At 43.9% G+C, this 25,804-nt stretch carries 36 protein-coding genes; 24 read left to right on the top strand and 12 right to left on the bottom strand.

The features are described 5' to 3' along the window. Positions 1-148: 148 nt before the first annotated feature. The 7 genes from WCW66_04100 to bcp all read left to right on the top strand — a co-directional run bounded on the left by WCW66_04100 (position 149) and on the right by bcp (position 4,240). Positions 149-499, top strand: a complete 351-nt coding sequence (locus tag WCW66_04100) for a hypothetical protein (GenBank protein ID MFA6391904.1) — start codon at positions 149-151, stop codon at positions 497-499. A 179-nt stretch (positions 500-678) separates the two neighbouring features. Beyond that, positions 679-1,359 carry a pseudouridine synthase gene (locus WCW66_04095; GenBank protein MFA6391903.1) on the top strand — a complete coding sequence of 227 codons (681 nt, stop codon included), beginning with the start codon at positions 679-681 and terminating at the stop codon, positions 1,357-1,359. A gap of 14 nt (positions 1,360-1,373) precedes the next feature. Further along, positions 1,374-1,817, top strand: a complete 444-nt coding sequence (locus WCW66_04090; GenBank protein ID MFA6391902.1) for a YbhB/YbcL family Raf kinase inhibitor-like protein — start codon at positions 1,374-1,376, stop codon at positions 1,815-1,817. Next, positions 1,814-2,479 (top strand): tRNA pseudouridine(55) synthase TruB, encoded by a 666-nt coding sequence (truB, locus tag WCW66_04085; protein MFA6391901.1) that lies wholly within the window; start codon positions 1,814-1,816, stop codon positions 2,477-2,479. The genes WCW66_04090 and truB overlap by 4 nt, the downstream gene beginning before the upstream one ends. Then, positions 2,472-3,356 (top strand): diacylglycerol kinase family protein, encoded by an 885-nt coding sequence (locus tag WCW66_04080; protein MFA6391900.1) that lies wholly within the window; start codon positions 2,472-2,474, stop codon positions 3,354-3,356. Before truB ends, WCW66_04080 begins: the two co-directional genes overlap by 8 nt. Before the next feature lie 11 nt (positions 3,357-3,367). Then, on the top strand, positions 3,368-3,763 hold the full coding sequence (locus tag WCW66_04075; GenBank protein ID MFA6391899.1) for an NUDIX domain-containing protein: 396 nt from the start codon (positions 3,368-3,370) through the stop codon (positions 3,761-3,763). Positions 3,764-3,772: 9 nt separating this feature from the next. Further along, positions 3,773-4,240: a thioredoxin-dependent thiol peroxidase gene (gene bcp, locus WCW66_04070; protein ID MFA6391898.1), complete on the top strand. Its 468-nt coding sequence runs from the start codon at positions 3,773-3,775 to the stop codon at positions 4,238-4,240. A gap of 36 nt (positions 4,241-4,276) precedes the next feature. On the opposite strand, the gene WCW66_04065 is transcribed toward bcp, so the two are convergent. The 8 genes from WCW66_04065 to lexA form a co-directional block, all read right to left on the bottom strand. Then, on the bottom strand, positions 4,277-4,627 hold the full coding sequence (locus tag WCW66_04065; GenBank protein ID MFA6391897.1) for a hypothetical protein: 351 nt from the start codon (positions 4,625-4,627) through the stop codon (positions 4,277-4,279). Between the two features lie 249 nt (positions 4,628-4,876). Beyond that, on the bottom strand, positions 4,877-6,352 hold the full coding sequence (locus WCW66_04060; GenBank protein ID MFA6391896.1) for an MFS transporter: 1,476 nt from the start codon (positions 6,350-6,352) through the stop codon (positions 4,877-4,879). Between the two features lie 224 nt (positions 6,353-6,576). Beyond that, positions 6,577-6,924, bottom strand: a complete 348-nt coding sequence (locus tag WCW66_04055) for a hypothetical protein (protein ID MFA6391895.1) — start codon at positions 6,922-6,924, stop codon at positions 6,577-6,579. A 189-nt stretch (positions 6,925-7,113) separates the two neighbouring features. Continuing rightward, a complete protein-coding gene (locus WCW66_04050; protein ID MFA6391894.1) occupies positions 7,114-7,878 on the bottom strand; it encodes a hypothetical protein in 765 nt (254 codons plus the stop codon). Positions 7,879-8,046: 168 nt separating this feature from the next. Continuing rightward, positions 8,047-9,264, bottom strand: coding sequence for a DNA polymerase IV (gene dinB / locus WCW66_04045; GenBank protein MFA6391893.1), 1,218 nt, complete (start codon positions 9,262-9,264; stop codon positions 8,047-8,049). Between the two features lie 90 nt (positions 9,265-9,354). Beyond that, positions 9,355-9,603 (bottom strand): hypothetical protein, encoded by a 249-nt coding sequence (locus tag WCW66_04040; protein MFA6391892.1) that lies wholly within the window; start codon positions 9,601-9,603, stop codon positions 9,355-9,357. 3 nt (positions 9,604-9,606) lie between these two features. Next, positions 9,607-9,855: a hypothetical protein gene (locus WCW66_04035; GenBank protein MFA6391891.1), complete on the bottom strand. Its 249-nt coding sequence runs from the start codon at positions 9,853-9,855 to the stop codon at positions 9,607-9,609. A gap of 24 nt (positions 9,856-9,879) precedes the next feature. Further along, complete coding sequence (gene lexA / locus WCW66_04030; protein MFA6391890.1) at positions 9,880-10,485, bottom strand: transcriptional repressor LexA; 606 nt, start codon at positions 10,483-10,485, stop codon at positions 9,880-9,882. Positions 10,486-10,685: 200 nt separating this feature from the next. Between lexA and WCW66_04025 the strand changes: the two genes are divergently transcribed. From WCW66_04025 to WCW66_03990, 8 genes are read left to right on the top strand one after another with little or no spacing between them, the layout of a single operon-like run. Then, a complete protein-coding gene (locus tag WCW66_04025) occupies positions 10,686-11,174 on the top strand; it encodes a DUF456 domain-containing protein (GenBank protein ID MFA6391889.1) in 489 nt (162 codons plus the stop codon). A 5-nt stretch (positions 11,175-11,179) separates the two neighbouring features. After that, a complete protein-coding gene (locus WCW66_04020; protein ID MFA6391888.1) occupies positions 11,180-12,460 on the top strand; it encodes a serine hydrolase in 1,281 nt (426 codons plus the stop codon). Positions 12,461-12,503: 43 nt separating this feature from the next. After that, positions 12,504-13,652 (top strand): head GIN domain-containing protein, encoded by a 1,149-nt coding sequence (locus tag WCW66_04015; protein MFA6391887.1) that lies wholly within the window; start codon positions 12,504-12,506, stop codon positions 13,650-13,652. Between the two features lie 24 nt (positions 13,653-13,676). Further along, on the top strand, positions 13,677-13,946 hold the full coding sequence (locus WCW66_04010; GenBank protein MFA6391886.1) for a hypothetical protein: 270 nt from the start codon (positions 13,677-13,679) through the stop codon (positions 13,944-13,946). Between the two features lie 18 nt (positions 13,947-13,964). Next, entirely contained in the window at positions 13,965-14,690 is a 726-nt protein-coding gene (locus tag WCW66_04005; GenBank protein MFA6391885.1) for a DUF6498-containing protein, read from the top strand. A 31-nt stretch (positions 14,691-14,721) separates the two neighbouring features. Then, positions 14,722-15,510: a hypothetical protein gene (locus WCW66_04000; protein MFA6391884.1), complete on the top strand. Its 789-nt coding sequence runs from the start codon at positions 14,722-14,724 to the stop codon at positions 15,508-15,510. 4 nt (positions 15,511-15,514) lie between these two features. Next, positions 15,515-16,081: an HD domain-containing protein gene (locus tag WCW66_03995; GenBank protein MFA6391883.1), complete on the top strand. Its 567-nt coding sequence runs from the start codon at positions 15,515-15,517 to the stop codon at positions 16,079-16,081. Continuing rightward, a complete protein-coding gene (locus WCW66_03990) occupies positions 16,078-16,701 on the top strand; it encodes a hypothetical protein (GenBank protein ID MFA6391882.1) in 624 nt (207 codons plus the stop codon). The genes WCW66_03995 and WCW66_03990 overlap by 4 nt, the downstream gene beginning before the upstream one ends. Before the next feature lie 380 nt (positions 16,702-17,081). On the opposite strand, the gene WCW66_03985 is transcribed toward WCW66_03990, so the two are convergent. Beyond that, positions 17,082-17,270 (bottom strand): hypothetical protein, encoded by a 189-nt coding sequence (locus tag WCW66_03985; protein MFA6391881.1) that lies wholly within the window; start codon positions 17,268-17,270, stop codon positions 17,082-17,084. Between WCW66_03985 and WCW66_03980 the strand changes: the two genes are divergently transcribed. Continuing rightward, entirely contained in the window at positions 17,248-17,730 is a 483-nt protein-coding gene (locus tag WCW66_03980) for a hypothetical protein (GenBank protein ID MFA6391880.1), read from the top strand. The genes WCW66_03985 and WCW66_03980 overlap by 23 nt on opposite strands. A gap of 131 nt (positions 17,731-17,861) precedes the next feature. On the opposite strand, the gene WCW66_03975 is transcribed toward WCW66_03980, so the two are convergent. Continuing rightward, on the bottom strand, positions 17,862-18,113 hold the full coding sequence (locus WCW66_03975; protein MFA6391879.1) for a hypothetical protein: 252 nt from the start codon (positions 18,111-18,113) through the stop codon (positions 17,862-17,864). Positions 18,114-18,266: 153 nt separating this feature from the next. On the opposite strand from WCW66_03975, the gene WCW66_03970 reads away from it, so the two are divergent. From WCW66_03970 to WCW66_03935, 8 genes are all read left to right on the top strand, one after another. Next, positions 18,267-18,764, top strand: a complete 498-nt coding sequence (locus WCW66_03970) for a hypothetical protein (protein MFA6391878.1) — start codon at positions 18,267-18,269, stop codon at positions 18,762-18,764. A gap of 139 nt (positions 18,765-18,903) precedes the next feature. Beyond that, positions 18,904-20,118, top strand: a complete 1,215-nt coding sequence (locus WCW66_03965; GenBank protein ID MFA6391877.1) for a phosphodiester glycosidase family protein — start codon at positions 18,904-18,906, stop codon at positions 20,116-20,118. 181 nt (positions 20,119-20,299) lie between these two features. Beyond that, positions 20,300-20,497 (top strand): hypothetical protein, encoded by a 198-nt coding sequence (locus tag WCW66_03960; protein MFA6391876.1) that lies wholly within the window; start codon positions 20,300-20,302, stop codon positions 20,495-20,497. A gap of 253 nt (positions 20,498-20,750) precedes the next feature. Further along, on the top strand, positions 20,751-21,965 hold the full coding sequence (locus tag WCW66_03955) for a DEAD/DEAH box helicase (GenBank protein MFA6391875.1): 1,215 nt from the start codon (positions 20,751-20,753) through the stop codon (positions 21,963-21,965). Positions 21,966-22,122: 157 nt separating this feature from the next. Continuing rightward, positions 22,123-22,626, top strand: coding sequence for a hypothetical protein (locus WCW66_03950; protein MFA6391874.1), 504 nt, complete (start codon positions 22,123-22,125; stop codon positions 22,624-22,626). Positions 22,627-22,674: 48 nt separating this feature from the next. After that, positions 22,675-22,869: a YwbE family protein gene (locus WCW66_03945; protein MFA6391873.1), complete on the top strand. Its 195-nt coding sequence runs from the start codon at positions 22,675-22,677 to the stop codon at positions 22,867-22,869. Beyond that, positions 22,866-23,483 (top strand): Type 1 glutamine amidotransferase-like domain-containing protein, encoded by a 618-nt coding sequence (locus WCW66_03940; protein MFA6391872.1) that lies wholly within the window; start codon positions 22,866-22,868, stop codon positions 23,481-23,483. Before WCW66_03945 ends, WCW66_03940 begins: the two co-directional genes overlap by 4 nt. Before the next feature lie 106 nt (positions 23,484-23,589). Further along, positions 23,590-24,273, top strand: coding sequence for a hypothetical protein (locus WCW66_03935; protein ID MFA6391871.1), 684 nt, complete (start codon positions 23,590-23,592; stop codon positions 24,271-24,273). Between the two features lie 98 nt (positions 24,274-24,371). On the opposite strand, the gene WCW66_03930 is transcribed toward WCW66_03935, so the two are convergent. Together WCW66_03930 and WCW66_03925 are read right to left on the bottom strand one after the other, a co-directional pair. Next, positions 24,372-24,809, bottom strand: a complete 438-nt coding sequence (locus tag WCW66_03930; protein ID MFA6391870.1) for a hypothetical protein — start codon at positions 24,807-24,809, stop codon at positions 24,372-24,374. 213 nt (positions 24,810-25,022) lie between these two features. After that, complete coding sequence (locus WCW66_03925) at positions 25,023-25,496, bottom strand: hypothetical protein (protein MFA6391869.1); 474 nt, start codon at positions 25,494-25,496, stop codon at positions 25,023-25,025. Between the last annotated feature and the right edge of the window lie 308 nt (positions 25,497-25,804).

The following is a 25,804-nucleotide window of genomic DNA, read 5'->3' as shown; positions in this document are numbered from 1 at the left end:
TTAAACAAGAAAGGGGGTGAAAATTATGAAATATTTTTTAAGTGGCATATTATTGGCACTTATCGTGGGCGTTGGCGCGTCAGTATTGGCATTTTCCGTTGATACGGCACAAGCCTCAAACGATGATTCATCTGCTCGCAATTGCACTATGTCGGAAGTAAAGGCATGTGTTGCCGCGGGAGGTAGTCATCCTAACAGTAGATGTTGCCCGCCGAAGTACCAAATGGAAGATCCAATTGGGGCATTAGATATTGATGATAGTGTTGCAAAGGTTTGCAGTTTTAGCGATGTAAAGTTATGTTATAGCGGTCTAGCAGTTACAAATAGTAAATGTTGCCCGCCAAAGATGATGGACAATCCAATTGGGGCGCTAGATGTAGATGATAGTGTTGCAGTGAATTGCACTTTTGGTGATGTAAAGCTATGTTATAGTGGTCTGCCAGTTACCAATAGTACATGTTGTCCACCAAAATTCGCTATGGACAACCCGGTAAGCTAATTGTGATGAAAGTTGTATTAAAACATGCTTGAAAGACGGCTCGCTACTGCGGGTATGTGGGTGTGGGTCGTCTTTCAAGCTCTGATGGTATATATAAAAAAACTGTTACAATTGTGTAGCAGTTTTTTGGATTTTAAAGGCTATTTTCTAATAATTACCGCTCATGCTATGATACTCCTATGGAAGAAACAAGAATCAATAAATACCTGACTCAAGCCAACTACTGTTCGCGTCGTGAAGCAGATCGTTTGATTGAGCAGGGAAGGGTAGAGATTAATAATAGAAAGGCAAAACTCGGAGATAAAGTATTGCCGGGTGATGACGTTGTTGTTGACGGAGAGCGTGTCAAAACAGATACCGCGGAAAAGATTTATCTGGCTTTTAACAAACCGGTCGGGGTAATCTGTACCAGTGATCCGAAAGCCAAAGATAATATAATTGACGCGGTAGGGTATCCCGAAAGAGTCTATACTATCGGAAGGCTGGATGTGATCAGTTCCGGTCTGATTTTACTGACCAATGACGGAGAAGTCGTAAATAAAATATTAAGAGGCCAGAATAAAGTAGAAAAGGAATATCAGGTAGAAGTAACCAGGGATATTTCTGAGAAGTTTCTGAAAATGATGAGCACGGGAGTTTACATTAATAAATATAAAACATTGCCTGCCAAGATTAAGCAGACTGATGTCAGAAAATTTTCTATCGTAATTATTGAAGGTAAGAAAAGGCAGGTTCGGAGAATGTGTGAAAAGATGGGCTATGGTGTAACAAAATTAAAAAGAGTACGCATTGGAAAATTGGAACTGGGAAACCTGAAAGAAGGTCAGTACAAAAATATAACACTTAAGGACGTAATTTAGAAAGGTGGGGATTTATGAAAATTACCAGTCCCGTATTTCTGGATAATGAAATGATCCCGTCTAAATATACCTGCAACGGGGATAATATCAGTCCACCGCTTAGAATTAGTGAAGTTCCGCCCAGTACAAAAAGTTTAGCGTTAATCAATGATGATCCGGATGCTCCAGGCGCAACTTGGGTCCATTGGGTTGTTTGGAATATTGATAGTAATACATTTGATATTGCTGAAGATTGTGTAATGGAAGGTGCTGTCGAAGGAAAGAACACCAGAGGAGATAATAAATACGGAGGACCATGTCCGCCATCGGGCACTCATCGGTATTTTTTTAAAATTTATGCTCTGGATACATTAATTGACCTGGACAAATCGCATGGTAAGAAGGAATTAGAAAAGGCAATGAAGGGGCATATACTGGAAAAAGCGCAACTTGTTGGTTTATACACTCAAATTACATGAACGGAATATTTGCAATTTATAAAGAAAAAGGTCCGACTTCGCATGATGTTGTTTACAGGCTCAGAAAGATTACCGGAGAAAAAAGAATCGGACACGCCGGCACCCTGGACCCATTAGCGGAGGGGGTCCTGGTGGTTGGTATTGGAAGGGAAGCGACTAAAAAACTGAGTACTGAGGTACAAAAGGAAAAAGAATATATCACAACCATTATGCTAGGGGTAACAAGTACAACTGATGATGCGGAGGGAGAAAAAACATCGATAGCGGTAAAATCTATTCCGACGCATGCGGAAGTTAAGGAAGCGATAAAATTATTTGTCGGCAAGATAAAACAAATCCCGCCAATCTACAGCGCGGTTAAGGTCAACGGCAAGGAAGCATATAAATTTGCCAGAAAAGGAAAACCGGTTGAGTTAGAGGCCCGTGACGTTGAAATAAAAAAGATCGATATCGTACACTATGACTGGCCAATGCTGACTATTAAAGCTATTACTGGGCCGGGTGTTTATATCAGATCGCTCGGGAAAAATATCGGCGAAAAACTGGGAGTAGGCGGTGGCTATTTGAAATATTTGAAGCGAAGCAGAGTTGGAGAATATTCCTGCAATAATGCTTTAACATTAGATCAGTTTGAAAAATTATACGGAAAAACAAATGTATAAAAAATTCTATTTTATTGTGAACCCGGAAGCGGGGAAAGGTAAAAAGCTATCATTTATTACGGAGGTGCAGGTATTTTGCCGAAAGCACAATCTGGAATACGAGAAAGTGCTGACCAAAGAACCTAAAGAAGCAACAAAATTGGCACGGGAAGCGGCAAAGGAATATGAAGTTGTAGTGGCGGTGGGAGGTGACGGTACGATCAGTGAAGTGGCTGCTGGGATTTATGATACACCCGCGGTGCTGGGAATACTGCCGACCGGATCCGGCAATGATTTTGCCCCGATGGTGGGGATATCAAAAAATCTGCATAAAGCACTTGATACCTTGATTCGCGGCCATATCCGGAAAGTTGATTTAGGTAAGGTTAACGAGGAATATATTTTTGTTAATGGAATGGGCGTAGGGTTTGACGGTGAAGCGGCTGCACGGGTCAGAAAGTATCTGAAATACTTTCCTGGTTACCCCGGTTATTTAGCAGCAGTTCTTAGAACACTGGTGACGTATAGATTCAGAGAAGCCAGAATAGTTTTGGATAACGATATTGTTCTAGAAAAGAAAATATTATTAGTTGCTACATGTAACGGAACACAATATGGCGGTGGTTTTAGAGTGGCGCCATCGGCAGAAATTGATGATGGTTTATTCACAGTATGTCAGATTGATAAAATGGGAAGATTTTATGCTTTAAGGAATATTCCAAAAATTATGAAAGGAACACATTTAAAACTTCCTGAAGTTCACACATATACCGCAAAAAAAGTTACAATTGAATCACGACATAATCTGCAGGCGCAGTTAGACGGAGAACTGTTACCGTTAATGAAAAAATTTGAAATAGAAATGATACCGGGAAAATTATCAGTGATATCAGGATAGCTTATAATACTATGAACAAAGTAATAATTGTTTCCGGAGCAGTAATTGTTGAAAATAACAAAATACTTTTAAATCAGCATGGCGATACTGATTTCTGGAAGGTTTGTGGTGGAAAGATGCAGGTAAGTGATAAGGATCTGATAGAAACTGCCAAGAGGGAAGCAAAAGAGGAAATGGGAATTGATGTTGAAATTAACAATCCACAAGCCTTTATCACTTATGATGTCAAGGAAACTGCTGACGGGGTTTGTGATGTAAAATTGGTGCATTACCTGGCGAATAGGATCGGCGAAATTGCGCCGGGTGCAGATATTAGAGAGTGGAAATGGTTTGATATAAATGATTTGCCGAAAAATATCGCACCAAATATTATTCCGGCTTTAAAACATTTCAAATTTATAAAATAACATTTCAATATGAAAGATTTATTAAACAAAAAAGCACCGGAATTTTCACTGCCGGATCAGAGTGGAGATATCCATAAGCTTTCTGATTATAAAGGCAAATGGATTTTGATTTATTTTTATCCGAGAGATAATACTCCCGGTTGCACAATTGAAGCATGCACACTCCGCGATTCATTTCCAAAATTTTCCAGACTGAAAGCGGAAGTTTTGGGTGTCAGCAAGGACAGCATTGAAAGCCACGAAAAATTTAAAGCAAAATATAAGTTACCTTTTACCTTGCTTTCGGATGATAAAATGGAAATGCTGAAGGCGTATGGTGTCTGGCAGAAGAAAAAATTTCTGGGCAAGGAGTTTATGGGAATAGCCAGAACTTCGTTCTTAATAAATCCTCAAGGCAAAATAGTAAAAATTTACGAAAAAGTAAAACCCCCGGTGCACGCGGAAGAGGTGTTAAATGATTTAAAATCTTTGCAATAAAAAAATCCCTGCAGGGAACCATTGGTTCGGGAGGGATTAGGTAGGGCGCGGATGCCATGTGAAACGGTAGAATCTGACCCAGCCGTAAAGAGGCAGGGTGAGAAAGAACGAGAGCGGCATCAGCCAGCACCACGGTGCGGGCAACTGGTGGAAGTACGGCAGTCCGATCCAGATGTGCAGTACGAACTGCGTCGCGTAGTTGATGGTTGCCTGCGCTGCTCTTTCTATCAGAAAAAGGGAAGCGTAGATGCCGAAGCCTGGCCACGAAAAGTTGATGTTCTCCCTGAAGAGGCTAAGGAGGCTGGGTACCGCCTTCCAGTAGATCAGGGTGACTAGAGTCACCCCGCCGATGATTGTGTGCAGGATCAGCGTGATATAAAGAGGCATGATCAGACCATCCTTTCGCAGTTAGAGGGGCTTCTTTATTATCCGCTGAACTTTGCGGACGGTAAATAAGCTTAGTGAAATTAATTAATTTTGTCAATCCTGCTATAGTCAAAGACTCTAACAGGGTCAATTCTATATAATAATCAGAATAAAAAAATCCCTTACACATGCCGCGGTTGTGTAAGGGTGGAAGGAGTATGGTGTGAGGCCGACACCATGTGCCAGTTGTACTGGCTTCCTTCGTTCAAATCAGGTACGTTTGGTTTTCTCGAGCATCGGAACGGCCCGACGGTAAATAGCGAGTAGGACAACGGAGATGACGCCGATCGCCGCGCAGATCAACCAGTAGAGATAGGGCTTGTGAGTCGTCCAGAGCTGCTGATCGAACTGCGTAAGGTCCACGTTGAGCTTCTGGAGCTCGATGCCCAGCTGGGTGATGTTGAGGTCCTTGATGTCGGGCACGTTGCTTGCAAGTCTCGTTAGCTCATTACGGTACATCTCCGTCTTTCCGGCGAAGTGGCCGTACAAGCCGACGAGCTTGCCTCCTAGTAAGAATCCTCCGGCGACCGACAGGAACATGTACCCCTGGTACGTGGCCACTTTCGCGGGCGGCGCGATCTTCGCCATGAGCTCGTTGCTCTTGGGATTCACGCAAATCTCCGCCATGGAGAACACGATGATCAGAGTCATGAGCAGCCAGAGTGCCAGCGCGCCCGTGACCAATGGAGTCGTGAACGTGAGACCAGCCACCGCAAGGCAGAGGATGAGGATCGCCGTGTTCATGGTCTTCAGGATCGGGAAGGGTGAAGTCTTGTTCGTCAGCCAGACAGCTAGCAAGATGATGGTCAGCCCGTTAAGGTTGATCAAGTACTCCGGCTTGAGCTGGCCAGCCGACACCCAGGCATCCGGGATGAAGGGCAGCGACGCCAATGCACTGGTATCCACCCACTCCGTGATCCAGAGGGCCATCGTGTTGAAGAACTGTACGTAGTTCGTCCAGTACCCGACGAGGATCAGGAGCAGAATGCTCAGCTTCGGGTCGCGGAGGTCCGTGACCATCTCGCGGAGCTTTTTGCCGAGGGGATCCGTTCCCTTGCGCGCTGGCTCCTTGAAGAAGAACAGCGTGAAGAGAAACATCGCCACCATGTAGCAGGTGTTGATGTAGAACAGCGTATCCCAGTTGCCGCTGATCACATTCCCCGAGGTATCGCACCTCGGTCGGAACGTACCGGCGATGACCGGCCCGAGGAATCCGCCGACGTTGATCACGGCATAGAAGATGCCGTAGCCGACGGATCGCTTCTCGTTGCTGTCACTGGTCGTCTGACCGATCGTAGCCGAAATCATCGGCTTGAACATGCCGGCGCCCAGGGCGACGAGCATGAAGAACCAGAAGAACGTCCAGAATCCGGTCGCCAGACTGCACAGGTAGTATCCCGTGGCCAGTACCGCGAACGATGCCAGCAACATGCGCTTGTATCCGATCTTCTCGCCGATCGTGCCCATGACTAGTGGCACGAGGTAGAGGAAGAACGGCACGATACCCAGAATCGTACCTGCCTGTTCATTCGTCAGACCAAGAGCCCCTTCCTTCTTGCTGTTGGTGAGGAAGAGGATGATGATGGAGAACAGGGCATACCATCCCATCCGTTCGAGTAGTTCCATGACGTTGGCAGACCAGAAGGTCGGCCCGAACCTGTACTGGAGAAACGCAGGCTTTTTCATTGGGTCTCCTTTACCCTACTGAACATAGCCATGATGACACAGCGGTATTGGCCTCAAAACCGCCATGTCGCTAAAGTCAATGTGCGAAGAAATAGTCTCATACCTTAACAAAAACAGACTAGTTTTGTCAATAATTAGCACATAATATTCAACACCTGTGTAATAAAAAAAGTCCGCGAACGAAGTAATACTTGTTGTTGGACTTGAGGGGAGCGACTGTCGCTTCAGCGACAGAAGTTCTTGTTCCGGAATTCCCACCGGTAGTTGGCGAAGTAGAGGAGATAGGGAATCACCAGCCAGAAGCCGATGTGGATCAGGATGACCTGCGGGCGAAGCGCAGAGCTCAGAAAATCCTTGATCAGAAATGACCGGACCGCCCATGCGATCAGAGCCAGCAGAATGAGCTGGAAGACCCTGAGAACCAGGAAGTTGCGCACGTGTGTCTTCTTCACCATGAAGAAGAAGTCGAAGTTGTGTCGAGCCCACTTCAGAAGCCCGACCTGGAACAGAGTGGTGAGCGCAAGCGCGACGAGCGCGATCGAGCAGTGAGTGAGGTACAGCTGGACGGTCATAAGATTCCTCCATGAGTTGACCGTGCTCAGGGTCGCTGAACGATGGTCGCAGGGTTTAGGGAAAGAACGGGAGCAAAAATCGTACAATAGATTTAAAAAAAAGTCAATACCCTCGATGATATCATCGATTTGTAAATAAAAAAAATCCCGAGGGGTGTGAATCCAGGGGATGGGCGGAACAGGGTTCCGCTATGCTTTGAACAGCTCGGGGTGGCAGCACTCGAAAATGAACCACGCAGAGTTGGCCGTACACATACGGTAAAACTCTCCATTGGAACCCACGCCGTCCGCAACGCGCTTACGAAGCGTAGGTACGTCTACGAACTCAGCGTTGTAGATCGGCTCGTTGCGCGTGGATTTGATCGCCTCCAGCGCTTCGAGATCGACCTCGATGAAGAGCAGGTTGCTCCACGTCGCGACGAATGTCGGGTTGGGGTTGTGCCAGGGAGCGCTGGGAGCTTCGATATTCCGGATCACCTTGGCGCCGGATTCCTCGGCGGTTTCCCGCTTGGCCGCATCCTTTGCGGACTCATACTGCTCGAAGATGTCCTCGCCGAACAGCTTCCTCGTGAAGCCCATGACGATCTGGCAGAACACGACCGGATCGCAGGGTGTACCGGGTTTGAGCCACGGGTGATCCGCGTGCGGGCGGGGCTGTGTGATCACAGCGAGCTTGACGGTGCCGTCGGGATCACGTCCCCAGACCACGACGTTGACGTTCGGCGCCTCGCGGTATTCCGGACGGTCGAAGATCGGCAGGCCGTTCTCGTCCACGACGACGACGTTGCGGACGGAGCCGAACGGGGAGATACACTCCCAATCCAGATCTTCGATCAGGACCGGCGGGTTGCCGATGTAGAGTCGCCAGCGGTTCTTGTTGCCGACGAAGAAGTCGGCAGCCTTCTGGACGGAAATCCCATCGTAGACCTCGCTGGGTTTTCTGGTTGCGGACATTAATGTTCCTCTCCTTCTGTTGCACGCAGTCCTGCCTTTTTGTATGTCCGAATTGACACACAAATAAGCTCCACAGCTTATAATAAAACAGTGGATTTGTCAACCCCGTTAGAGTTTTTGACTCTAACGGGGTCAAACCCGTCTATAGGCGAGGATGCGCATCCTCGCCTATAGGTATTTACGCATCAGCCCGTGTGCCGGCAAATCTCTCTTTAACCCGAGATCTTTTAACAGGCAAGCGCGCTGAATAGTAAATTCTCCATGCTTATTATTTACGGCATCCATCGCCTGCAGGATTGCTTGTTTCTTTTTTGTGTCTGCGAAAGGAAGCGCGTATTGATTAGAATAGGAAAGCTTGGCAACACTGACCCCAATCAAGCGCACGGGATATTTGAATGAAAATGATTTTAAAATATTTCTGGCTAGCTCAAAAATCTGATACCCGTCGTCAACATTAATCTTTACCGCCTTTTGTCGGGAGATGCCTTCAAAATTGTTGTATCTGATAAACACGCTGACCACCCGACCGGATAGTTTAGCTTCTCGCATTCTGCGTCCGGTTTTCTCACAAAGCTTCAAAAGTGTGTTATTCAAATATTCCAGATCTAGGGTATTTTTCGGTAGGGTAATCTGATGCCCCATTGATTTCTCCTGGTAACTTTCATAATAAGAGGGGACATAGTCAGAACCCCTGCCCCAGCTCATATTATGTAGTTGCAAGCCCGTTTGGCCGAATTCCCTGATTAGTTTGATTAAGGGATATTGCTTTAGTTCAGCCAGATTTTTAATTCCAATTTTGTTTAAATGCTTTTCTGTCTGACGGCCCAGCCCGCACAAGTCTGTAAGTTCAATAGTTTTTAAAACAGAAAGGATATCTTTTTGTGGTACAAACATGATGCCGTCGGGCTTCCTCAATCCTGAAGCCAGTTTAGCCATCAGCTTATTCGGTGCGATACCGATCGAGCAGGTCATCCAGTCACCAACTTGCTGTTTTAATTCTGCTTTTATTTTGTTGGCGACGTGGATTGCTCCGCCGTATCTTTTGGCAATAGGAGTAACGTCCATGAATGCCTCATCAATGCTGGTTACTTCCACTTGGTCGGTAAAGGAAAGAAATATTCTGATGATAGTTTTAGTGATATGCACATATTTTTCAAAATCCCCGGGGACAAAAATGATGTCTGGACAAATGCGCCTGGCTTCAAAAATAGGCATAGCGGATTTTACACCCAGTTTCTTGGCTTCCTTGGATGCGGCGGAAATTACGGTACGCGAATCCGGATGGCCGGAAACGGCGATCGGCTTGCCACGCAAAAAAGGATTCGCTTGTTGTTCGCAGGTGGCGAAATACGAATCCATATCAATATGAAATATTATTTTTTCCATTTTTTAAAACTAACAGGCGACAATGCCTGCCCGTCATCAGCCTACGGCTTCAGACGTTGGCAGACGGGCGCATTGTCACCTACACTTATGTTAGCCCTCTATATATAATTCATCCAAATACCATTTCAAAGTTGTGCTGTTAAAGGCAAGTTTATAATAATTGGCATCATCAGAAACGGAGAAGTAGTACCATTTTTCATCTCCCACCTTACCACTGTGTGCTAGGTTAACTTTTTCGATCTTGTATATTTTATTCCGCCAGCGGAAAACAGCGGGGGCAATAGTCTGCTTGCCAAAACGAACCAGAACTTCAATTGTTTCATTGATCGTTTCGTACATAAATTATTTTTGAATAAAAACCTGGTTCAACTCCCACTCCAGACTTCTGGTATCAAAAGAAAGTTTATATAAATCCCGGTCATCCTGCACATCAAAGAAAAACATTTTCCCTTCGCCTTTTTTTGCGGCGTGCACCAGTTTGGAATTTTCAATCACATGTTGCTGTCCGTTCCATTCAAACTTTTCCGGTATTACCCTGTCCCGAAAGAAAGAGCTGGTTACTTTGATGGTTTCATTGATTGTTTTGAACATGTTTTTGTTTTTAATTATAAATTTTTAATATTTTCTGAAGATGGCTTTGACGATCCCCTGAATTACCGGGTTCTTGGAAAAGATCGGTTTCATATTGGGATTGGCCGGTTGCAGGCGGATTCTGGTTTTTTCCCGGAAATATTTTTTGAGAGTTGCGTATTCATTATTTAAAAGCGCTACAACCACGTCGCCGTTCTTCGGATAGTAGTTTCTTTCGCAGACCACGTAATCTCCGTCAAATATTCCTTCGCCGATCATGGATTCGCCTTTGACTTTCAGTACGAAGGAATTAATGCTGTCAACCAACCCGACCGGTATGGAAATTGTTTCTCTTTCTTCAATCGCTTCGATCGGTTCACCGGCGGTGATTAATCCTACTAATGGCAGTTCGAGTGCGGGCATCTCTTTCTTTTTCTCCTTGAATATTTTAATGGACCGGGCTTTTCTCTCTTCCGCTTTAATAAATCCTTTGTCCTCCAATCCTTTGATATGTTCAAAAATAGTGGCGGGGGATGACAAGCCGAAATAATCCGCCATTTCCCGATAACTGGGGGAGTAGCCGTTTACGGAAATGAATTCCGTGATATAGTCCAGGATTTCTTTTTGCTTTTTAGTGATGTTTTCGTTCATAGATTTAGGGGTTAGGATTAAGGGATTAGGGTATAGGGTTTAGATAAATATGGGATTGGATAGGAGAGAGAGTTATCCACAGGTAGTTGTACTAGTATAAACAGTATACCCGAACAAAAACCGAACGTCAAGACATATTAAGAAAAGTGCTTATTTCAGCTTTGTTTGATATAATAATATTAAATAAATAATACAAATATATGGGCTGGGAAGTAATAATTTTTCTAGGGATTGCAATACTGTTTTTTACGGTAGGTTTGGTTGGAATTGTTTTTCCGCTGCTTCCCGGCATTCCTTTAATCTGGCTGGGCGCATTAATCTACGCTTTCCTTACCGATTTCCGGGAAGTCGGCTGGCTGGTAATGACCATATTTACCTTATTGATGATTTTTTCTTTCGTTATTGACTATCTGGCGAATATTTACGGAGCAAAGAAATTCGGAGCGGGAAGGTGGGGTATCGCCGGATCAATCTTTGGGATGATGATCGGAATCATTACCGGCGGACTGGTCGGCTTGATTATTGGTCCGATGATCGGAGCAACAATCGGCGAACTGATCAGCGGAAAAGATCACCGCAAAGCGCTGAAGGCGGGTTTGGGAACATTTATTGGCTTTCTAAGCGGAACTTTGATCAAATTCATTATCGGACTGTTAATGATCGGATTATTTTTTTGGCAATTATTTTAAAGACTATGAAAAACAAAAATTACAAAGGCTTAACCATAATAGCAACAGGAATATTATTTCTGTCATTTTCACACCCAGCCGATGCGGTAGAGACATTAAACCGGGCACGCTATCTGAATCAAGACACTATGGCAAAAGGATACACTGTTCCGAGCAAGCATTATGACTTTATGGTCGGAATCCGCGGAGGAATATTCACAGAGGGTGCCTGGGTGAAAATAAAAGAATCTGACTATTTAAACTACGAAATCCCGTCAACCAAAGAATTGATCAGTCCGGTATATGTCTATGATATCCGTGTTCAAAATCCGACTGTACTTGATAAGCCGGTATTTATCTCCCTAAAATTTGAATCAGAGAATGTTTATAAAAAGAGAATTCATTTTTGGGACAGAATTACGAATGAATGGCGGCCGATACCAACCACGATTGATTACGCAAACAACATTGCTAAAGCGGCGATTCATTTTCCCTGGTCGATTGTCGCCGTATTTGAAACCACCGGCGTTCTGGACGGACCGGTAAAAATTACCGGAGCAGGCAATCCAAGTATCCAGGCGGAAACGGCGATTGCTATTGATGAACGCACCGGCGCAGTGCTATATGAATTAAATTCGGATAAACAATGGTGGATTGCCAGTCTGACAAAAATGATGACCGCTTTGGTATTTTTGGAAACAAATCCGGATTTTAATAAAGTAATGGCATATTCTTCGTCTGATAATGAAATTGGCGGAAAATTATATGTGGTTGACGGCGAGACTATGAAAATTCGTGATTACTTCTACTCAATGTTGGTCGGCTCGGCAAATAACGCGGCCAATGCGATCGCAAGATCAACCGGCATGACACGGGCGGAGTTTGTCTCAGCGATGAATAAAAAGGCGCGCGATTTAGGATTAACCGATACAGTATTTGGCGATCCATCCGGGTTGGGGTTGGAAAACCGATCTACTGTTTCTGATTATGCAAAATTTATGCAAACGGTATCCGACCGGTTTGAAATATTGCAGGCAACGACTGTTCCGGTATATTCTTTTAAAACAATCAATATCGGCAGTATCCATAATATAAAAAATACCAACAAACTTTTGAACTCCGGGTATAAATTCATAGCCTGCAAAACCGGCTACCTGGATGAGGCAAAATATAATTTTACAACTCGAATAAAAAATGACGACGGTGATGAGATAATTACGGTTGTATTGGGTACGGATTCTGATTCTGCCCGCTGGCGGGAAACGTCGGAACTGATTGATTGGGTTTTTGCCAATTACCGCTGGTAGTTTGTATTACATAATTTAATATGGAAATATTAATAGAAAATATATGACCAACGAACAAACAAAAGGCATTAAATCTATCCTAAGCGGTATTGCAGTAATTATCATTATTATCGGGGCGGTAACGGAGGTTTATGATGTGATGGTCGGCGTGATTATCGCACTGGCGATCTGGCTGATCGGTTTTCCGCTTTTAAAGGTGATGGGACTCGATTCAAAGGATGAAAAGATTGTGGAACCGGTTGAAACTAAATCGATAACAAAAAAGAATATTCCGTCATTATGGCTCATGGCGGTAACCGCCATCGGCGTTTTGGTGGTTGCCTTATTGGTATCCGGTTATGTATGGGGCAGGGGTTCCGGCAAACTGGTTAAAGAATCACGCGCGGTTTCCGATTTCAACCAGGTGGTAATCAGCGGGACCGGGGTCTTGAATATTGTTCAGTCCGGCGAAGAAAAGCTGGAAGTGGAGGCTGAAGACAATATTATGAAGCATTTGGAAACGTTTGTAGAAAATAATACACTGAAGCTGAAAGTAAAAAACCCGTGGTTTTTCTGGACCATCTGGCCGACAAAAAAAATCACTTACAATCTTTCCGTAGATGATCTGAGCCGGATCGGCATTTCCGGTTCCGGAGAGATCATAACGGATGGTACGTTAAAGGCAGATGAACTTACTATCCAAATCAGCGGTTCCGGTAAAGCGGATATGGTACTGGATGTAAAAAACCTGGCAGTAAACATTTCCGGTTCCGGGGAATTCCTAATGGCCGGTACTGCAACTGATCAGAATATTAAAATCAGCGGGTCGGGGGATTATAATGCAAAAAATATGGTATCGAAAAATGCCGTAATCAGTATTTCCGGCTCCGGTGACGGGATATTGAATGCAACGGATGAGCTGGATGTAACAATCAGCGGCAGTGGTGATATTCAGTATGTCGGCTCACCTAGCTTAACTCAAAGTATTTCCGGATCAGGTAAAATAAGGCAATATGCCGGAACAGTAGATTTGCCCGAAACAAACAGCAATACCAATTCAAGTACCGGCGAGATACCGAGTGAGGATGAATATTACTGTGTAGCCGGAGCTAATTGCTTTCCGATGATTGGAGGAGACGCGGACTGGACCTGTGCCCCGAAATATATCGAATGGGCAACGGCAAATTGCCCGGATTTTCATGTCACATATTAAATATTAAAGAAGGCAGGTGATAAAATGAATATCAAAAGAATAATAATAGGCGTAGTTTTTATACCGATTTCCATTTGGATTTTATTGGTAATGGAAGATCCGGCAGTAAAGTATTTCGGCGGTTTTGTTTTATTACTTATCGGTTTAATTATGCTTATTACCGGAGCCAGAAAAGACTCACATATAGCACCGGCACCGCCTACTCCGATGGAGCCGGACGAACATACGCCGGGATATAAACCGGAACGAGCAGATAATAATGTGCACAAACCTGATGTTAATGAGCAAATTTAGATATATACTTTTCTGCTAATGCAAAATATAGAGAGTAATAAGTCTAGTAGGTTCAGCATAAGCTCTGCATCAGCAAAGTCTTTAATTGTTGCCAATATAATGCCGATGATCGGAGTAATATTTTTTCAGTGGGATTTATTTTCCATTATGTTTTTGTACTGGCTCGAAAATATTGTAATCGGGTTGTTTAATGTTTTAAAAATGTCCGTAGTCAAAAATGTGTATCAAATTAGTATTGCAAATAACCTGCCGGATTCCTCAAATATTGTCATAAAATTTTTCCAAACATTTGGAAAATTTTTGAAATGGGCATATATAATGTTTTTTGTTTTTCATTATGGAATTTTTACTTTTGTTCATGGAATGTTTATTTTTGCAGTATTTTATGATCATTCTAGTAACATATCAAATATGGGATACAATTGGTCAACTTTTATCTCTGACTCAGGAATATTTAACGGGATTATTCTCTCCTTTCTAATGTTAATTGTAAGTCACGGAATTTCTTTTCGTACAAATTTCATAGGGAAGGAAGAATACAAAAAAATTCAATTTCAAAAATTAATAATGGAACCATATAATCGAGTTATCGTGACGCATCTTACAATAATCATCGGAGCTTTTATTATTACCGGTATCGGACGCTCAGTATTAACATCAATCATTTTGATTATCGTTAAGATTTTAATCGACCTATTTACTCATAACAAAGAACATATTAGAATTATGAATAGGGATATATAGACTTATAATAATTAATTTAGAGATTAAATATATGGATGAGCAAAACATTGATCAAGAACAAAAAGAAAAATCTGAAGTACGGGAAAACCCGATTGATTCCGTGATGCCTGATGAAAAGCCGGATAAGATTGACCAGCCGAAAAAAAAGCATCGATTAAGAACAGCATTAATTGTTTTGATAATTTTACTGGTTATTTTAGGCGTGGGAGTGGCAATAACCGGGCTTTATGAAATTCCGGTTATTTCTTCAGTACTGGGTACGAATAAAGCGAAAGATCTGGGTATTAAAACCAGCCCGGAAGCGGTAGTCAGTATTTCGAAAAAAATACCTATGAAAATTTCCGGTGAATATATCAGTTATACGGCTGATCCGTCAGAAATATTTACGGGAGAGATCGCGGTTGATGCGGAGTTTTCTTCGGAAGAAACCACTTCCTGGCTGCAGAGATTTGAAGGAAAAGACCCGCTGTTTAAAAACGTCCAAGTGAAGAAAGGCGATGGTGTTATAGAAATCTCCGCCAATGTACAAAAATACATCAAGGCGCCGATCTATGTAAAGGTTGCTGTCGAACAGATCGGTGTCAATCAGGTGGCGCTCGATGTAACGGAAGCAAAATTAGGCATGTTTAATGTTCCGGAAAAATACTTGCAGCAGGGCGAGGATTTTTTTGAGACCAGAGTAAATGAGTTGATGAATACTATCCCCGGATTTAAAATGGAATCATACGATATCAGGGGAGGTAACTCTTACCTGAAAGGTACTTATCCGGCTAACGCCCGCCCGACCAATGAAGGTTGGAACGGGTTGTTTAATCTTTAAACAAATGATATTTCGCGAAGAAGAATTCAAAGAATTTGTACGACCACATTTGGAAAAATGCCGTGCCGGTGACTGGGAGCATTGTCAGCGCGTTGTTTTTTGGGTTAAAGAGTTGGGGGCTGGACGGCCTGATCTGGAACTTTTGATTGTAGCGGGATATCTGCACGATGTCGGATGGTGGGATATTTTACCCGATCAAAAAATATATTTTCAGCAATTATTAAATAATGAAAAACAGGCAGCGGAAAACACAAAACCGTACATCACTGAAATAATGGGTGCTCACGGTTATACGCAGTCAGATGTGGAAAAAGTAGTCCGGCTTGCGAAAGCAGCAGATGCGCATGAAGCAAATGCGGAAGATGAGGCTATCCTGGTGGATGCGGACAGTTTAAGCAAATTGAGCATCGACCATTTGAAACAGAAATACATTGAATCAGACTGGGTAACGATATTTGAAGGGCACTATATGAATGATATTGTGAACCGGTTAAAAACAGAGAAGGCAAAACAAATTTGTCCCGGATTGATTGAACAGCTAAAAAAAGATCTCTATAACAGTCCGGCATGAAGAAAATAATTACTGTAATCTTACTCTTCTTAGTAATCGGATTTGCGAATCAAGTCTTGGCTTGTGATTGTGCCGGACCGCCTGATGTAGCCACGGAATATTTTAATGCGGATATTGTTTTTTCCGGAATCGCAACATCTTTCCGAGAACGATTGGGTAGTGACCCTGCATATAAAGATGCTGAATTTGTCGTTTATGATTCCTGGAAAGGGAATGCGGATGATGCAAGAATATTAACAATCAGCACTGATGCTTTTGGTCCGGCCTGCGGATTTGAATTTGAAGAAGGGAAAGAGTATTTAGTTTATGCCACGATCGCCCGGGATGGAAAAATGTATACGGGTAGTTGTGGCAGAACGAAACTTTTAACATCTGCCGTAAATGAAGTGGATGCTCTAAACCAGGTCCGGTATGAAGCCGAAAATACTTTAGTTGAACCATCTGGGGAATTTCCAACTACCGGGGGAGTGGCTATCTATCCGACGGAACTGCCTGTGGAGCAAACCGTGGATCCGATTGATAACACAATGCTGATCATAGTAATCTCAATCGTCGGACTGATTACAGTTGGGTTAATTGTTGGAACGATATTTTATTTCACCAGAAGGACTAAAAAATAAAACGTTTATTATAAATATGGTGTGATATTGGAATCACACTTTTTTATGTTGATTGCACTTAAGGGTTGACAAATAGACACTAAAACAATAGAATCAATAACTATGTGTAAATGCACATAGCTCGCCAAGGCAATGCATATTGGAGGTGTTGATATGGGAGAACTCAAGAGAGCCCATCTTCGCAATGAAAGTGAAGATGGTTCTCGTCCTGACCACCCTCGTTCAATCCACGAGATGACCTGTTTCGATAGGCATGCCAAGTTGGCGGCTGATGGTCATCGCAAGTGTCTCGAATGCGGCGAAGATCTGCGTCCGCTGATGGATGGCAAGAAGAAGCGGTAGTTGCATCAGAAACAGCAGGGAGGACTCTGATGATAAAACTATTCATCTTTCTCATCCGGCTGATTCTCGCAATCTGCCTGCTCGTTCTCAACTGCGCGGTGCAAGTCGTCCTTTTCATCATCTTGTGGTGGTTCCCGGTCATGATCCGCCTGACACGGACCAACAGTCCCGTCAACTCCACGACGTAGTCCCAGGAAGGATGCTATGGCAAAGAAACCGCATACCATTTGTACGGTGTCGTTTGACCAGGTCCAGTCAAAGATGCCGCACACCGGGCGAGCGCTCCTTCTGCAGGAGGATGTGGTTGTCTCATTGAATGACCATTTTCTTCCCGTCGGAGGAACTACCGAGTTCACTCCGAACTCGAATCACTGCTCCGGCCATTTTCCGGATAAGCCGATCTGTCCGGCTCATATCCTGGTTGAACTGGCCGCTCAACTGCTCGGCGTTGTCGCCTACGGCTCGACTCTCTGGCTCAGACCGACTGAAGAAGGGGGACCGACTGTCCCGTTTTTCCGAGGGCTCGGCGGAGCTACTTTCCGGCTGACCGCCACGCCTGAAGACACGCTCAATCTGACTGCGGAGATCACCAGTATGCGATCCGCGATGGTCGTCGGTAACGTCACGATCGAATGTGCCGGCAGAAAGATCGCGGATATCAACGGAATCCGCATTGCTCCCAAGTAACCTCTCCTTCAACGGCGAGGTTTTTTTATTTTGTTAGGGGTAAGGGTTTAGAGGTAAGGGATTAGGGCCTTGGGAATAGGATTTGGGTAGCAAAAAAACCTGCCATTTTTATCGGCAGGCTTTATATTGATTTATGCTGTTTTGTTCAGTCTGATGGCGTTTTTGAAATTTTCCAGTTCATTATCCGGAACATCTAGTTTTGAATCTTCAACTTCCTTGATCAATACCGCCAGTTTATCCTGGAGTGGTCCCATTTTATCTAGAATCGCCTGCTTTTTAACCGGATCGGTTTCTCCTGCGACATCGAATCTGATTTGACGTAGGTCTGCGGATATCTCCCCGCATTCTATACGGACTGATCTTGATCTTGTGGCATCTGCCATATTTTTTATTTTATTTATTATTTAATTACAAATATCTTTTTCATTATACACTATTTTTAAGATAAAATCAAGCCCAAAGGAATATGGGGCGTTGACAAAGATACAAAGCTTTGTTAATTTGATTGAACTTCCAGGAGGAAGTTTATCACCACGATGGAACCGAAAGGTACCGTCATGCGAATGCCGCAGTGGGTTGAAGAAGCCGAGGCGAGAATCACCGACCAGGATCGGGAATTGGAGAATCTTCCCTTCAAGGAGGGGGACGAAGATCTGGGAGCGGTCCCGGAAGATCTCAGGGAGCTGTATTTCGTTCGCAATGTCCTTCTGCGGGAGGCAGGAGAGTTCTTCCGCGCACATCGAGAAGTGTGCCACGATGTGGACTGCACCTGTGAAGAGCTGAATATTGGTATGATTCGCCACAAGAAGCAGTTCGACTGCATTGACACCTTCTTCTGGGTCTCGCTGGACACGCTGTATGATGCTTATGATTTCTGCATTGATATCCGCAACGGGTGGAGAGTGGTCATGTGTCTTGAAGAAGACACCGAAGATGCGGACGAGCTGGACGAGGCGCTGACCGATGTGATCAGCAGAGGAATGGTGGTCGCCAATCTGGCCAATCTCGACATGGACCAGAGTCGGCCCAACTAGCACTTTTCCATTTTGTGACATATCCAATCACTCTCATCTACTATTCGTAGCTCTGGGAGTTTTTTATTTTGGTTAGGGGTTGGGGTATAGGGTAAAGGGTTTAGGGTATAAGATTTTGGTTGTATGATATAATAAATATATGAAAAAAAATACAATCATACTTTTGCTAATCTTAGTAATTGCTAATCTTAGTACCCCGGTAAATGCAGCCAGTGTGGCAGAGAATACTAAAGGATATATTTTGCTGGACGTGGAACATGACGGAGAGGCCTGGTATGTCTGGCCGGAAAATCTGAAGCGCTATTACCTCGGCCGACCGGATGATGCTTTCAGCATTATGAGGTATTTGTCACTTGGAATTTCGGATGCTAATCTGGCAAAAATTCCGACCGAAGGAAACGAGGGCGGGGATCAGGCTCTGCGCGATCGGCTGGCTGGCAGGATATTACTCCAGGTGGAACAAAACGGTGAAGCCTGGTATGTGCATCCAAAAACTAAACAGCGTACTTATCTCGGACGTCCCGCGGACGCTTTCAGTATTATGACTCGGTTTGGCTTGGGGATTACGGTCGCAAATTTGGTTACAATCGAAAACGGTGGAACGCCGGACGCACCGACACAAAATCTGGCGACCAGACAAAGTTATACAATTACTTTGAGCCGGGGTTCTTTTGCAATTGATGTGGTAAAGCTAAGTCGTAGTGATTTTGATCTGATTTCGGATACCGGTAATGCCAGCGACTGCGGAAATAATTGTCCGGCACAAAGCTTGCTTGCGTATGCTAATGAGAACGGCGCAAGTTTTGGTATCCACGGTACTTATTTCTGCCCGCCGGATTACGCATCCTGCGCGGGGAAAACATACAGTTACCATCAGCCGTTTTTTAACAGTGAATTAAATATTATGCTGAATGCTGAAAAATTGCCGTATCACTCCGGTCCGATGATTGTGCAGAACACCGATGGAACCCTCAACTTTTTCCACCGGACAATCAGTTTTGGTTATTCGGTGGCGGAATACGAATCACGTTATGGTAAAAATGTGAAAGCGGCGATTTCCAACTATCCTTCACTTGTTGAAGGCGGATCGGTAGTCGTGGAAAGCGAGCCGATTGAAGCTTCAATGAATAATAAATCCACCCGCGGGGGTATCGGTTACGACGGCAATAATTTCTATCTGGTGATCGCGCGTTCGGCGACGGTAAAAGATCTGGCTTATATTTTTGACTCACTGGGCGCGGACTATGCGATGAACCTCGATGGCGGGGGATCAACGGCGCTTTTGTATAACAGTAGCTACGTTACCGGACCGGGACGTCTTCTCCCGAACGCAATACTCTTTGTGAGAAAATAGGATTAAATATATAGAACCCTGATGGATAAATTTCAGCCGGGTTTTTGGTTTTGATTAGGAGTTAGGTTTTAGGTGTTAGGGAATAGGTGTAAGGGTAATTACTACTTGAAAAAAAATGATTATGTGCTAGGGTAGAAACAGCGTCCGAGCGGTCATCTTCCCCGAACCGGAAGGTACGGAAATGCCCACGAAGCATGACCATCTGATCATCCACCCCCACACCAATCTCCCCGAAACTCACACTGCACCGGTGAAGCGCTCGGCCAAGATCATCGCGATGGGGTTTCTCCTCGCACTCGCTCTTTTGGCCATTTACGCCGGATTCATCTACATCAGCTACTTGATGTCGCCGCGCGGGGAATATTCATTCCCTCTGTAACCCGCAGATCTCCCGCGGGTTTTTTTATTTACTAGGGGTTAGGATGTAGGGATTAGGGGAGTTGACCCCGTTATAGTTATAAATATTTATTGATAGGAGTTAAAACTCTATTGGGGTTGACAAAGTAAGTTAATTCAACTAAAGTGGCTGTTTTGGAGGTTTCATGGTAGGGTATAAATAGAAAGGGCTGGTTTGAGGATATCGATACTTCAGAGCGGCTAAACGCTAGAAAATTAATTATTCACAAAAATTTATGTCAGAAGAGCACTCATCGAATTTTTACGGGCTGGGTTTAGCCCCGAAGTTACTGCAATTACTGGATCAGAACAAGTTTACAGTTCCAACCCCGATTCAGGCAAAAACAATCCCGCTAGCTATTGAAGGGAAGGATTTGATTGGAATCGCGCAAACTGGCACCGGCAAGACGTTGGCCTTTGGTTTGCCGATGCTACAGAACATTGCCCGTCTGAAAACCCGCGGGCTGATTTTAGTCCCGACCCGCGAACTGGCCGCCCAGGTGGACGAAGTGCTGATGCGTTTCGGAAGGCCACTGGGGCTTAGAACTGCTGTAGTGATCGGCGGAGCATCCATGCAGCCACAGATAAAGGCGCTCAGGAATAACCCGCATATTATTGTTGCTACACCGGGCAGGTTGATTGACCATCTTTCGCACAATTTTAATCTTTTAAATGGCGTAGGCATCTTAACTCTGGATGAAGCGGATAGAATGCTCGACATGGGTTTCGCTCCACAGATTGAAAAGATACTGATGCGCATGAACAAGACCAGACAGACACTGCTTTTTTCCGCGACCATGCCTCAGTCGATTGTAGCAATAGCTAATAGCCATATGCACCTGCCGCTGCGTGTCGAAATCGCCCAGCCGGGAACCACAGTAAAAGAGATTGACCAGGAAGTAATTATTATTCCGGCTGATAAAAAGATTGTCATGCTGAAAACTACTTTGGAAAAATACACCGGCTCCATTCTGATTTTCTCCCGCACCAAATGGGGAGCGAAAAAACTGGCCGTGGATATCCGCCGGATGAATTATACTGCTTCGGAAATCCATTCAAACAGAACACTGGCCCAGAGAAAAGCCGCGATCAACGGATTCAAAAACGGCACATTCCGTATCTTAGTTGCCACAGACATTGCCGCCCGCGGAATTGATGTGAACAATATTGAGCTCGTGATCAACTATGATCTGCCGGGTTCACCGGAAGATTATGTTCACCGAATCGGCAGAACCGCCAGAGCAGGTAAAAAAGGTAAGGCAATTTCTTTTGCCACCCCTGACCAGCAAAGAGATATTCGTGATATTGAAAAGTTAATCCGAACCCAACTTACTTTGGGAGAAGGTAGTGCCTTCCCGAAAGCACCGGCCAAAAGTCCTTATCGACAAAGACGCAATTTTTCCAGAAGCAGGCCGCGTTCATCCAGTAGAGGGCAGGGGAGAAGGAGATAATTAGGGGCTAGGGTATAGGGATAAGGGTAAAGGGTAAAATATTTATTATGATTAAAGATCCGTCCGCTATTGCGGAGGGATTTTTGTTTAATCAATACCCCATTGTTTAAAAATGCAATAGTAGTAAAATTATGTTATTAGGATTAATGACGAATTTATGAAAAAACCATTGGTTGTTTCTGCGATACTGGGTTTGATTGTCATCATTGTTTTAGTTGTAATATATAATTATGGCGGTAATAATGTAATAAATAAACCTGGGGATGAAGCAATCAAAGATTTTACTGATAGTTGTACTAGCATTCGTGGATGTGTTTTTGCATTTGGTCCTAGCACGGAAGAGGGCAGAGTATACTACGGTTATGGATGCGAATTAAGGGCAGAAGATGAAGGAAAAACATGTACCGATGGTGATGAATGTATAAGTAATTATTGTGCAGCAGAAAGCTTAGATGATACAGAAGGGTTCTGTGGAGGATCGTATATGAAAGGTTTAGATTGCAAATTTGAACCTAAGCAATTTGAGAATGGAAAGGCAAATCAATTATGGGTTGATCCGGGGGCAATGAGCTTGAGTGTAGAACAGCAGAAAATAGCTAAATGTGAAAAAACTATTGATCCATACAGAGGCAATGATGCAATTAGGTGCTGGTTGCCATAAACTAAGATTGGTGATAATAAAAATAATTAGTCTGATGCCAATAATTATATGAACGGACAAACACGAGAAAGCATATCGAAAGGTCTGCGCGTAGCGGTAGTCAAAAAAGAGGATCAAAGAACGGGAAAATTAACCGAAGGTGTTGTTCAGGATATTCTGACTAGCTCCGCTAGCCACCCGCATGGAATAAAAGTACGCCTGGAATCCGGCGAGGTGGGAAGAGTGCAGGATATTTTGTCATGAAACTTTACCTTTCTTCATTCAAGCTGGGTAATGAGGTGGAGAAATTTAGAAACCTCATTCCCAAAGGAAATTTGCGGCTGGCATATATCAGTAATGCTCTGGATTCTGTTTCTGACAAGACAAAAAGAGAGCAGAGTGAACAACGCGAGATTGAATTATTAGAAGGTCACGGTTTAAAAGTAGAGAAACTGGATTTAAGGGAATATTTTAACCAGCCGGAAAAACTGGAGCATAAAATTTCTGAATACGGAGTAATTTGGGTTAGAGGGGGTAACGTTTTTGTACTGCGACAGGCGATGTATTTAAGTGGTTTTGATAAGCTGTTTCATAAACTGATGAAACGTGATGATCTATTATATGCCGCTTACAGCGCGGGTGTCTGTGTGCTCAGTCCCAGCCTGCGTGGTTATGAACTGGTTGATGATCCTGAAGCGAAACCATACGGCGATCTGCCGACAATCTGGGAGGGACTGTCTATATTGGATTATACTTTTGTTCCGCACTGGCAGTCCGACCATCCGGAATCCGCGGATATTGATAAGGAGATTGAATACTTGAAAGAAAATAATATTACTTACAAAGCCCTGCATGATGGAGAGGTGATTATTGTTTAGGGATTAGGGGATAGGGGTGTAGGTGGCGAGCCGTCGGCGTGAGCTTCAGTCGAACGCTTGCTCGCCTCGATGAATTCCTTGATCATTTTTAAAGACAAAGAAAAATATGAATATGAATAGAATCGAGCAGACAGCTAATGGAAAAACTGAGCAGATTAAAATTCTTGGTTTGACCAAGGAACGACGGATTGAAACTGTTGCCACTAATATTGATTTAATCCTTCGACGATGCCAACGTAAGGGTATCCAACCACGGGATATGCTCATGAAAACATTTGATAAAGGACAGGAAGCGAACGGCCAACTTACCGGATTTATCGAGGAACTGATTAATGCTATCAATGCTCTGCCGGATTATGATCTGAATGAAAAAGAAAACTATGATCAGGCATTTATCGATGTGGAGCAAATATATGCCAAAGTTATTGATTTCGAGTTTTCCGGAGCACCCGAATATAATGATATGCTGATTCATGAACAAGAAGCACGGCAACGCTGGCAGGATGCCGGGTTTTTCAATTACGAACTGGGTGAACAGCATGAACTAATTTTGCATGTCCCGCCGATGGCCGAAGCGCCAAATCTCAGCCAAATAAAATCATCATTTCAAAATCTTGTAAGAGTGATTGAAGATGACGAAGCAATTCAGGAAGTACGTGGAAGTTCGCTTCTATTGGAACATCCATTATTCAGTCGAATGGGGTTTAAAATAGATGGTGAAAATGACGATGATTTTTATCCGAATTTCCGAATGTCACGTGAAGAATTTTTAAGGCGGTTTAAAAAGTAATATTCTGAATGTAATTCTGCGTAGACGTCCGAGAATAACAATGAAAAATTATAAAATCAAAAAATCCCCGGTGATTAGAGCAGGGGATTTTTATTTAACTATTTTATACACTTGCTGTCACAAACAGATTGCCAGTTTTCAGCGGTACATCTGTATCCAGCGTCACCCATCCAATATTGCAAATATTCTTTTTCAATTGCAGTTTCACAGCCATTATTACCAAACGTATTAATCTGGCAGGTTCCTTTTATACCAAGGTCACTGAGTTTGTGTGTAACGCAATCACCTTCACATTGATCGGAACTGGTACATTCTTTTCCTGCGTCAGCATAAGGTAATGCACACACTACTTCACCCTCAGCACTTCCATAAATCTTTCCGCCTTTTGCATCACATGCATCAACATCTCTTTGTTGTTCCGCGGTTAAATATGGATTTTTATTGGCATTTGTTTTTGAATTATTATACCAAATTAATGCACCAAGAATGGCAACCACGCATATTATTATAATAATCAATAATCTTTTTTTATTCATATATATCGTATGAATGATTATACGTTCAGTATATCACAGATGGTTAAAAAAGTTTCCGGTGATGATTTATAAATGGTACTGATTCATACTTTGTTGATATAGTTATAGTCGCTCTAGGTGTAATACTGGTTGCGGAATAACCGTGTAAAGATAACCATATATTTCAACACAAAGAAAAAACCGCCGCACTCTTGAATCAAGAGGGACGGTTGTCTAGCCGTAGTTGATCTGCCGCGGGTTCGGGCCGATCTGCTCGGCGAAGAGCTTGACCACTTCCGGTGAGTACGGGAACGGTTCCCAGCTCATTACCTGGATCGGACCGCTGGTACCGATCGTCACACTGCCGTCGCTACCTTTGTAAACCGCTCCGCAGAAATGGGGGATGTAGTTGAATTCCAGGAGGGAGAGCTCGAATTCCCCTGGCTCGAATCGGCCATAGGTCTGGCTGGTCTGCAGGTCGAAGAAGGCGAACTTGTTCGGCTCCATACCTTCTGCCCGGCAGATTGCCATGATGATGTTCTCGGCCGCGTTGACCGTGGACGTTGTGTTCGGGGTCAGTCCTGAGAAAACGACGCACCGTGCCATGATGGCATAGGCCACATAGGCTTCCGGTCCCAGGTGCGGAATCGTTTTCGGGTATGCAATCTTCTTCAACGAAACTTCCGTAGACAACTTTTCCACCTCCATTTGGAGACAAAATGAACAGTCTGCCCAGCCGCGAATTCGGTGGACCACATAGGTTATCATTGAAATGGGTTTTTGTCAATGGGCGGATTTGGGACTAGGGTAAAAAATAGCAACCATTGTGAGCTCCGCTGAGCGTGGCGTGGCAATCCCGTTCACATACCTCCCCCTGAAAATCATTTCTCAATCTAAGGACCCGGCATGTCCTTCCCCTCCTTATCAAGGAGGGGAGCAGAAGATTATTACTATTTAAAATCATGTTCCGGAGGGGAGGTAAGGAGCGCTATTGACACCAATACCAAGGCATGCTA

Source organism: Patescibacteria group bacterium, from assembly GCA_041664365.1.
Classification (GTDB): domain Bacteria; phylum Patescibacteriota; class Patescibacteriia; order UM-FILTER-42-10; family UM-FILTER-42-10; genus JAHJEX01.
This window is presented reverse-complemented; position numbering and strand designations above follow the sequence as displayed.

What these genes read in the sequence shown, in the direction of transcription:
- WCW66_03995 (MFA6391883.1), top strand. Translation starts at nt 15,515, where the DNA reads ATGATATTTCGCGAAGAAGAATTCAAAGAATTTGTACGACCACATTTG.
- dinB (MFA6391893.1), bottom strand. Translation starts at nt 9,264, where the DNA reads ATGGAAAAAATAATATTTCATATTGATATGGATTCGTATTTCGCCACC.
- WCW66_04065 (MFA6391897.1), bottom strand. Translation starts at nt 4,627, where the DNA reads ATGCCTCTTTATATCACGCTGATCCTGCACACAATCATCGGCGGGGTG.
- WCW66_04040 (MFA6391892.1), bottom strand. Translation starts at nt 9,603, where the DNA reads ATGTACGAAACGATCAATGAAACAATTGAAGTTCTGGTTCGTTTTGGC.
- WCW66_03960 (MFA6391876.1), top strand. Translation starts at nt 20,300, where the DNA reads ATGCCCACGAAGCATGACCATCTGATCATCCACCCCCACACCAATCTC.
- lexA (MFA6391890.1), bottom strand. Translation starts at nt 10,485, where the DNA reads ATGAACGAAAACATCACTAAAAAGCAAAAAGAAATCCTGGACTATATC.
- WCW66_04000 (MFA6391884.1), top strand. Translation starts at nt 14,722, where the DNA reads ATGGATGAGCAAAACATTGATCAAGAACAAAAAGAAAAATCTGAAGTA.
- WCW66_04050 (MFA6391894.1), bottom strand. Translation starts at nt 7,878, where the DNA reads ATGTCCGCAACCAGAAAACCCAGCGAGGTCTACGATGGGATTTCCGTC.
- truB (MFA6391901.1), top strand. Translation starts at nt 1,814, where the DNA reads ATGAACGGAATATTTGCAATTTATAAAGAAAAAGGTCCGACTTCGCAT.
- WCW66_03940 (MFA6391872.1), top strand. Translation starts at nt 22,866, where the DNA reads ATGAAACTTTACCTTTCTTCATTCAAGCTGGGTAATGAGGTGGAGAAA.
- WCW66_04060 (MFA6391896.1), bottom strand. Translation starts at nt 6,352, where the DNA reads ATGAAAAAGCCTGCGTTTCTCCAGTACAGGTTCGGGCCGACCTTCTGG.
- bcp (MFA6391898.1), top strand. Translation starts at nt 3,773, where the DNA reads ATGAAAGATTTATTAAACAAAAAAGCACCGGAATTTTCACTGCCGGAT.
- WCW66_03985 (MFA6391881.1), bottom strand. Translation starts at nt 17,270, where the DNA reads ATGGTATGCGGTTTCTTTGCCATAGCATCCTTCCTGGGACTACGTCGT.
- WCW66_03975 (MFA6391879.1), bottom strand. Translation starts at nt 18,113, where the DNA reads ATGGCAGATGCCACAAGATCAAGATCAGTCCGTATAGAATGCGGGGAG.
- WCW66_03925 (MFA6391869.1), bottom strand. Translation starts at nt 25,496, where the DNA reads ATGGAGGTGGAAAAGTTGTCTACGGAAGTTTCGTTGAAGAAGATTGCA.
- WCW66_04055 (MFA6391895.1), bottom strand. Translation starts at nt 6,924, where the DNA reads ATGACCGTCCAGCTGTACCTCACTCACTGCTCGATCGCGCTCGTCGCG.
- WCW66_03990 (MFA6391882.1), top strand. Translation starts at nt 16,078, where the DNA reads ATGAAGAAAATAATTACTGTAATCTTACTCTTCTTAGTAATCGGATTT.
- WCW66_03970 (MFA6391878.1), top strand. Translation starts at nt 18,267, where the DNA reads ATGGAACCGAAAGGTACCGTCATGCGAATGCCGCAGTGGGTTGAAGAA.
- WCW66_04005 (MFA6391885.1), top strand. Translation starts at nt 13,965, where the DNA reads ATGCAAAATATAGAGAGTAATAAGTCTAGTAGGTTCAGCATAAGCTCT.
- WCW66_04020 (MFA6391888.1), top strand. Translation starts at nt 11,180, where the DNA reads ATGAAAAACAAAAATTACAAAGGCTTAACCATAATAGCAACAGGAATA.
- WCW66_03965 (MFA6391877.1), top strand. Translation starts at nt 18,904, where the DNA reads ATGAAAAAAAATACAATCATACTTTTGCTAATCTTAGTAATTGCTAAT.
- WCW66_04035 (MFA6391891.1), bottom strand. Translation starts at nt 9,855, where the DNA reads ATGTTCAAAACAATCAATGAAACCATCAAAGTAACCAGCTCTTTCTTT.
- WCW66_03950 (MFA6391874.1), top strand. Translation starts at nt 22,123, where the DNA reads ATGAAAAAACCATTGGTTGTTTCTGCGATACTGGGTTTGATTGTCATC.
- WCW66_04015 (MFA6391887.1), top strand. Translation starts at nt 12,504, where the DNA reads ATGACCAACGAACAAACAAAAGGCATTAAATCTATCCTAAGCGGTATT.
- WCW66_04075 (MFA6391899.1), top strand. Translation starts at nt 3,368, where the DNA reads ATGAACAAAGTAATAATTGTTTCCGGAGCAGTAATTGTTGAAAATAAC.
- WCW66_03935 (MFA6391871.1), top strand. Translation starts at nt 23,590, where the DNA reads ATGAATATGAATAGAATCGAGCAGACAGCTAATGGAAAAACTGAGCAG.
- WCW66_04095 (MFA6391903.1), top strand. Translation starts at nt 679, where the DNA reads ATGGAAGAAACAAGAATCAATAAATACCTGACTCAAGCCAACTACTGT.
- WCW66_03955 (MFA6391875.1), top strand. Translation starts at nt 20,751, where the DNA reads ATGTCAGAAGAGCACTCATCGAATTTTTACGGGCTGGGTTTAGCCCCG.
- WCW66_04025 (MFA6391889.1), top strand. Translation starts at nt 10,686, where the DNA reads ATGGGCTGGGAAGTAATAATTTTTCTAGGGATTGCAATACTGTTTTTT.
- WCW66_04100 (MFA6391904.1), top strand. Translation starts at nt 149, where the DNA reads ATGTCGGAAGTAAAGGCATGTGTTGCCGCGGGAGGTAGTCATCCTAAC.
- WCW66_04090 (MFA6391902.1), top strand. Translation starts at nt 1,374, where the DNA reads ATGAAAATTACCAGTCCCGTATTTCTGGATAATGAAATGATCCCGTCT.
- WCW66_04010 (MFA6391886.1), top strand. Translation starts at nt 13,677, where the DNA reads ATGAATATCAAAAGAATAATAATAGGCGTAGTTTTTATACCGATTTCC.
- WCW66_03980 (MFA6391880.1), top strand. Translation starts at nt 17,248, where the DNA reads ATGGCAAAGAAACCGCATACCATTTGTACGGTGTCGTTTGACCAGGTC.
- WCW66_03945 (MFA6391873.1), top strand. Translation starts at nt 22,675, where the DNA reads ATGAACGGACAAACACGAGAAAGCATATCGAAAGGTCTGCGCGTAGCG.
- WCW66_03930 (MFA6391870.1), bottom strand. Translation starts at nt 24,809, where the DNA reads ATGAATAAAAAAAGATTATTGATTATTATAATAATATGCGTGGTTGCC.
- WCW66_04080 (MFA6391900.1), top strand. Translation starts at nt 2,472, where the DNA reads ATGTATAAAAAATTCTATTTTATTGTGAACCCGGAAGCGGGGAAAGGT.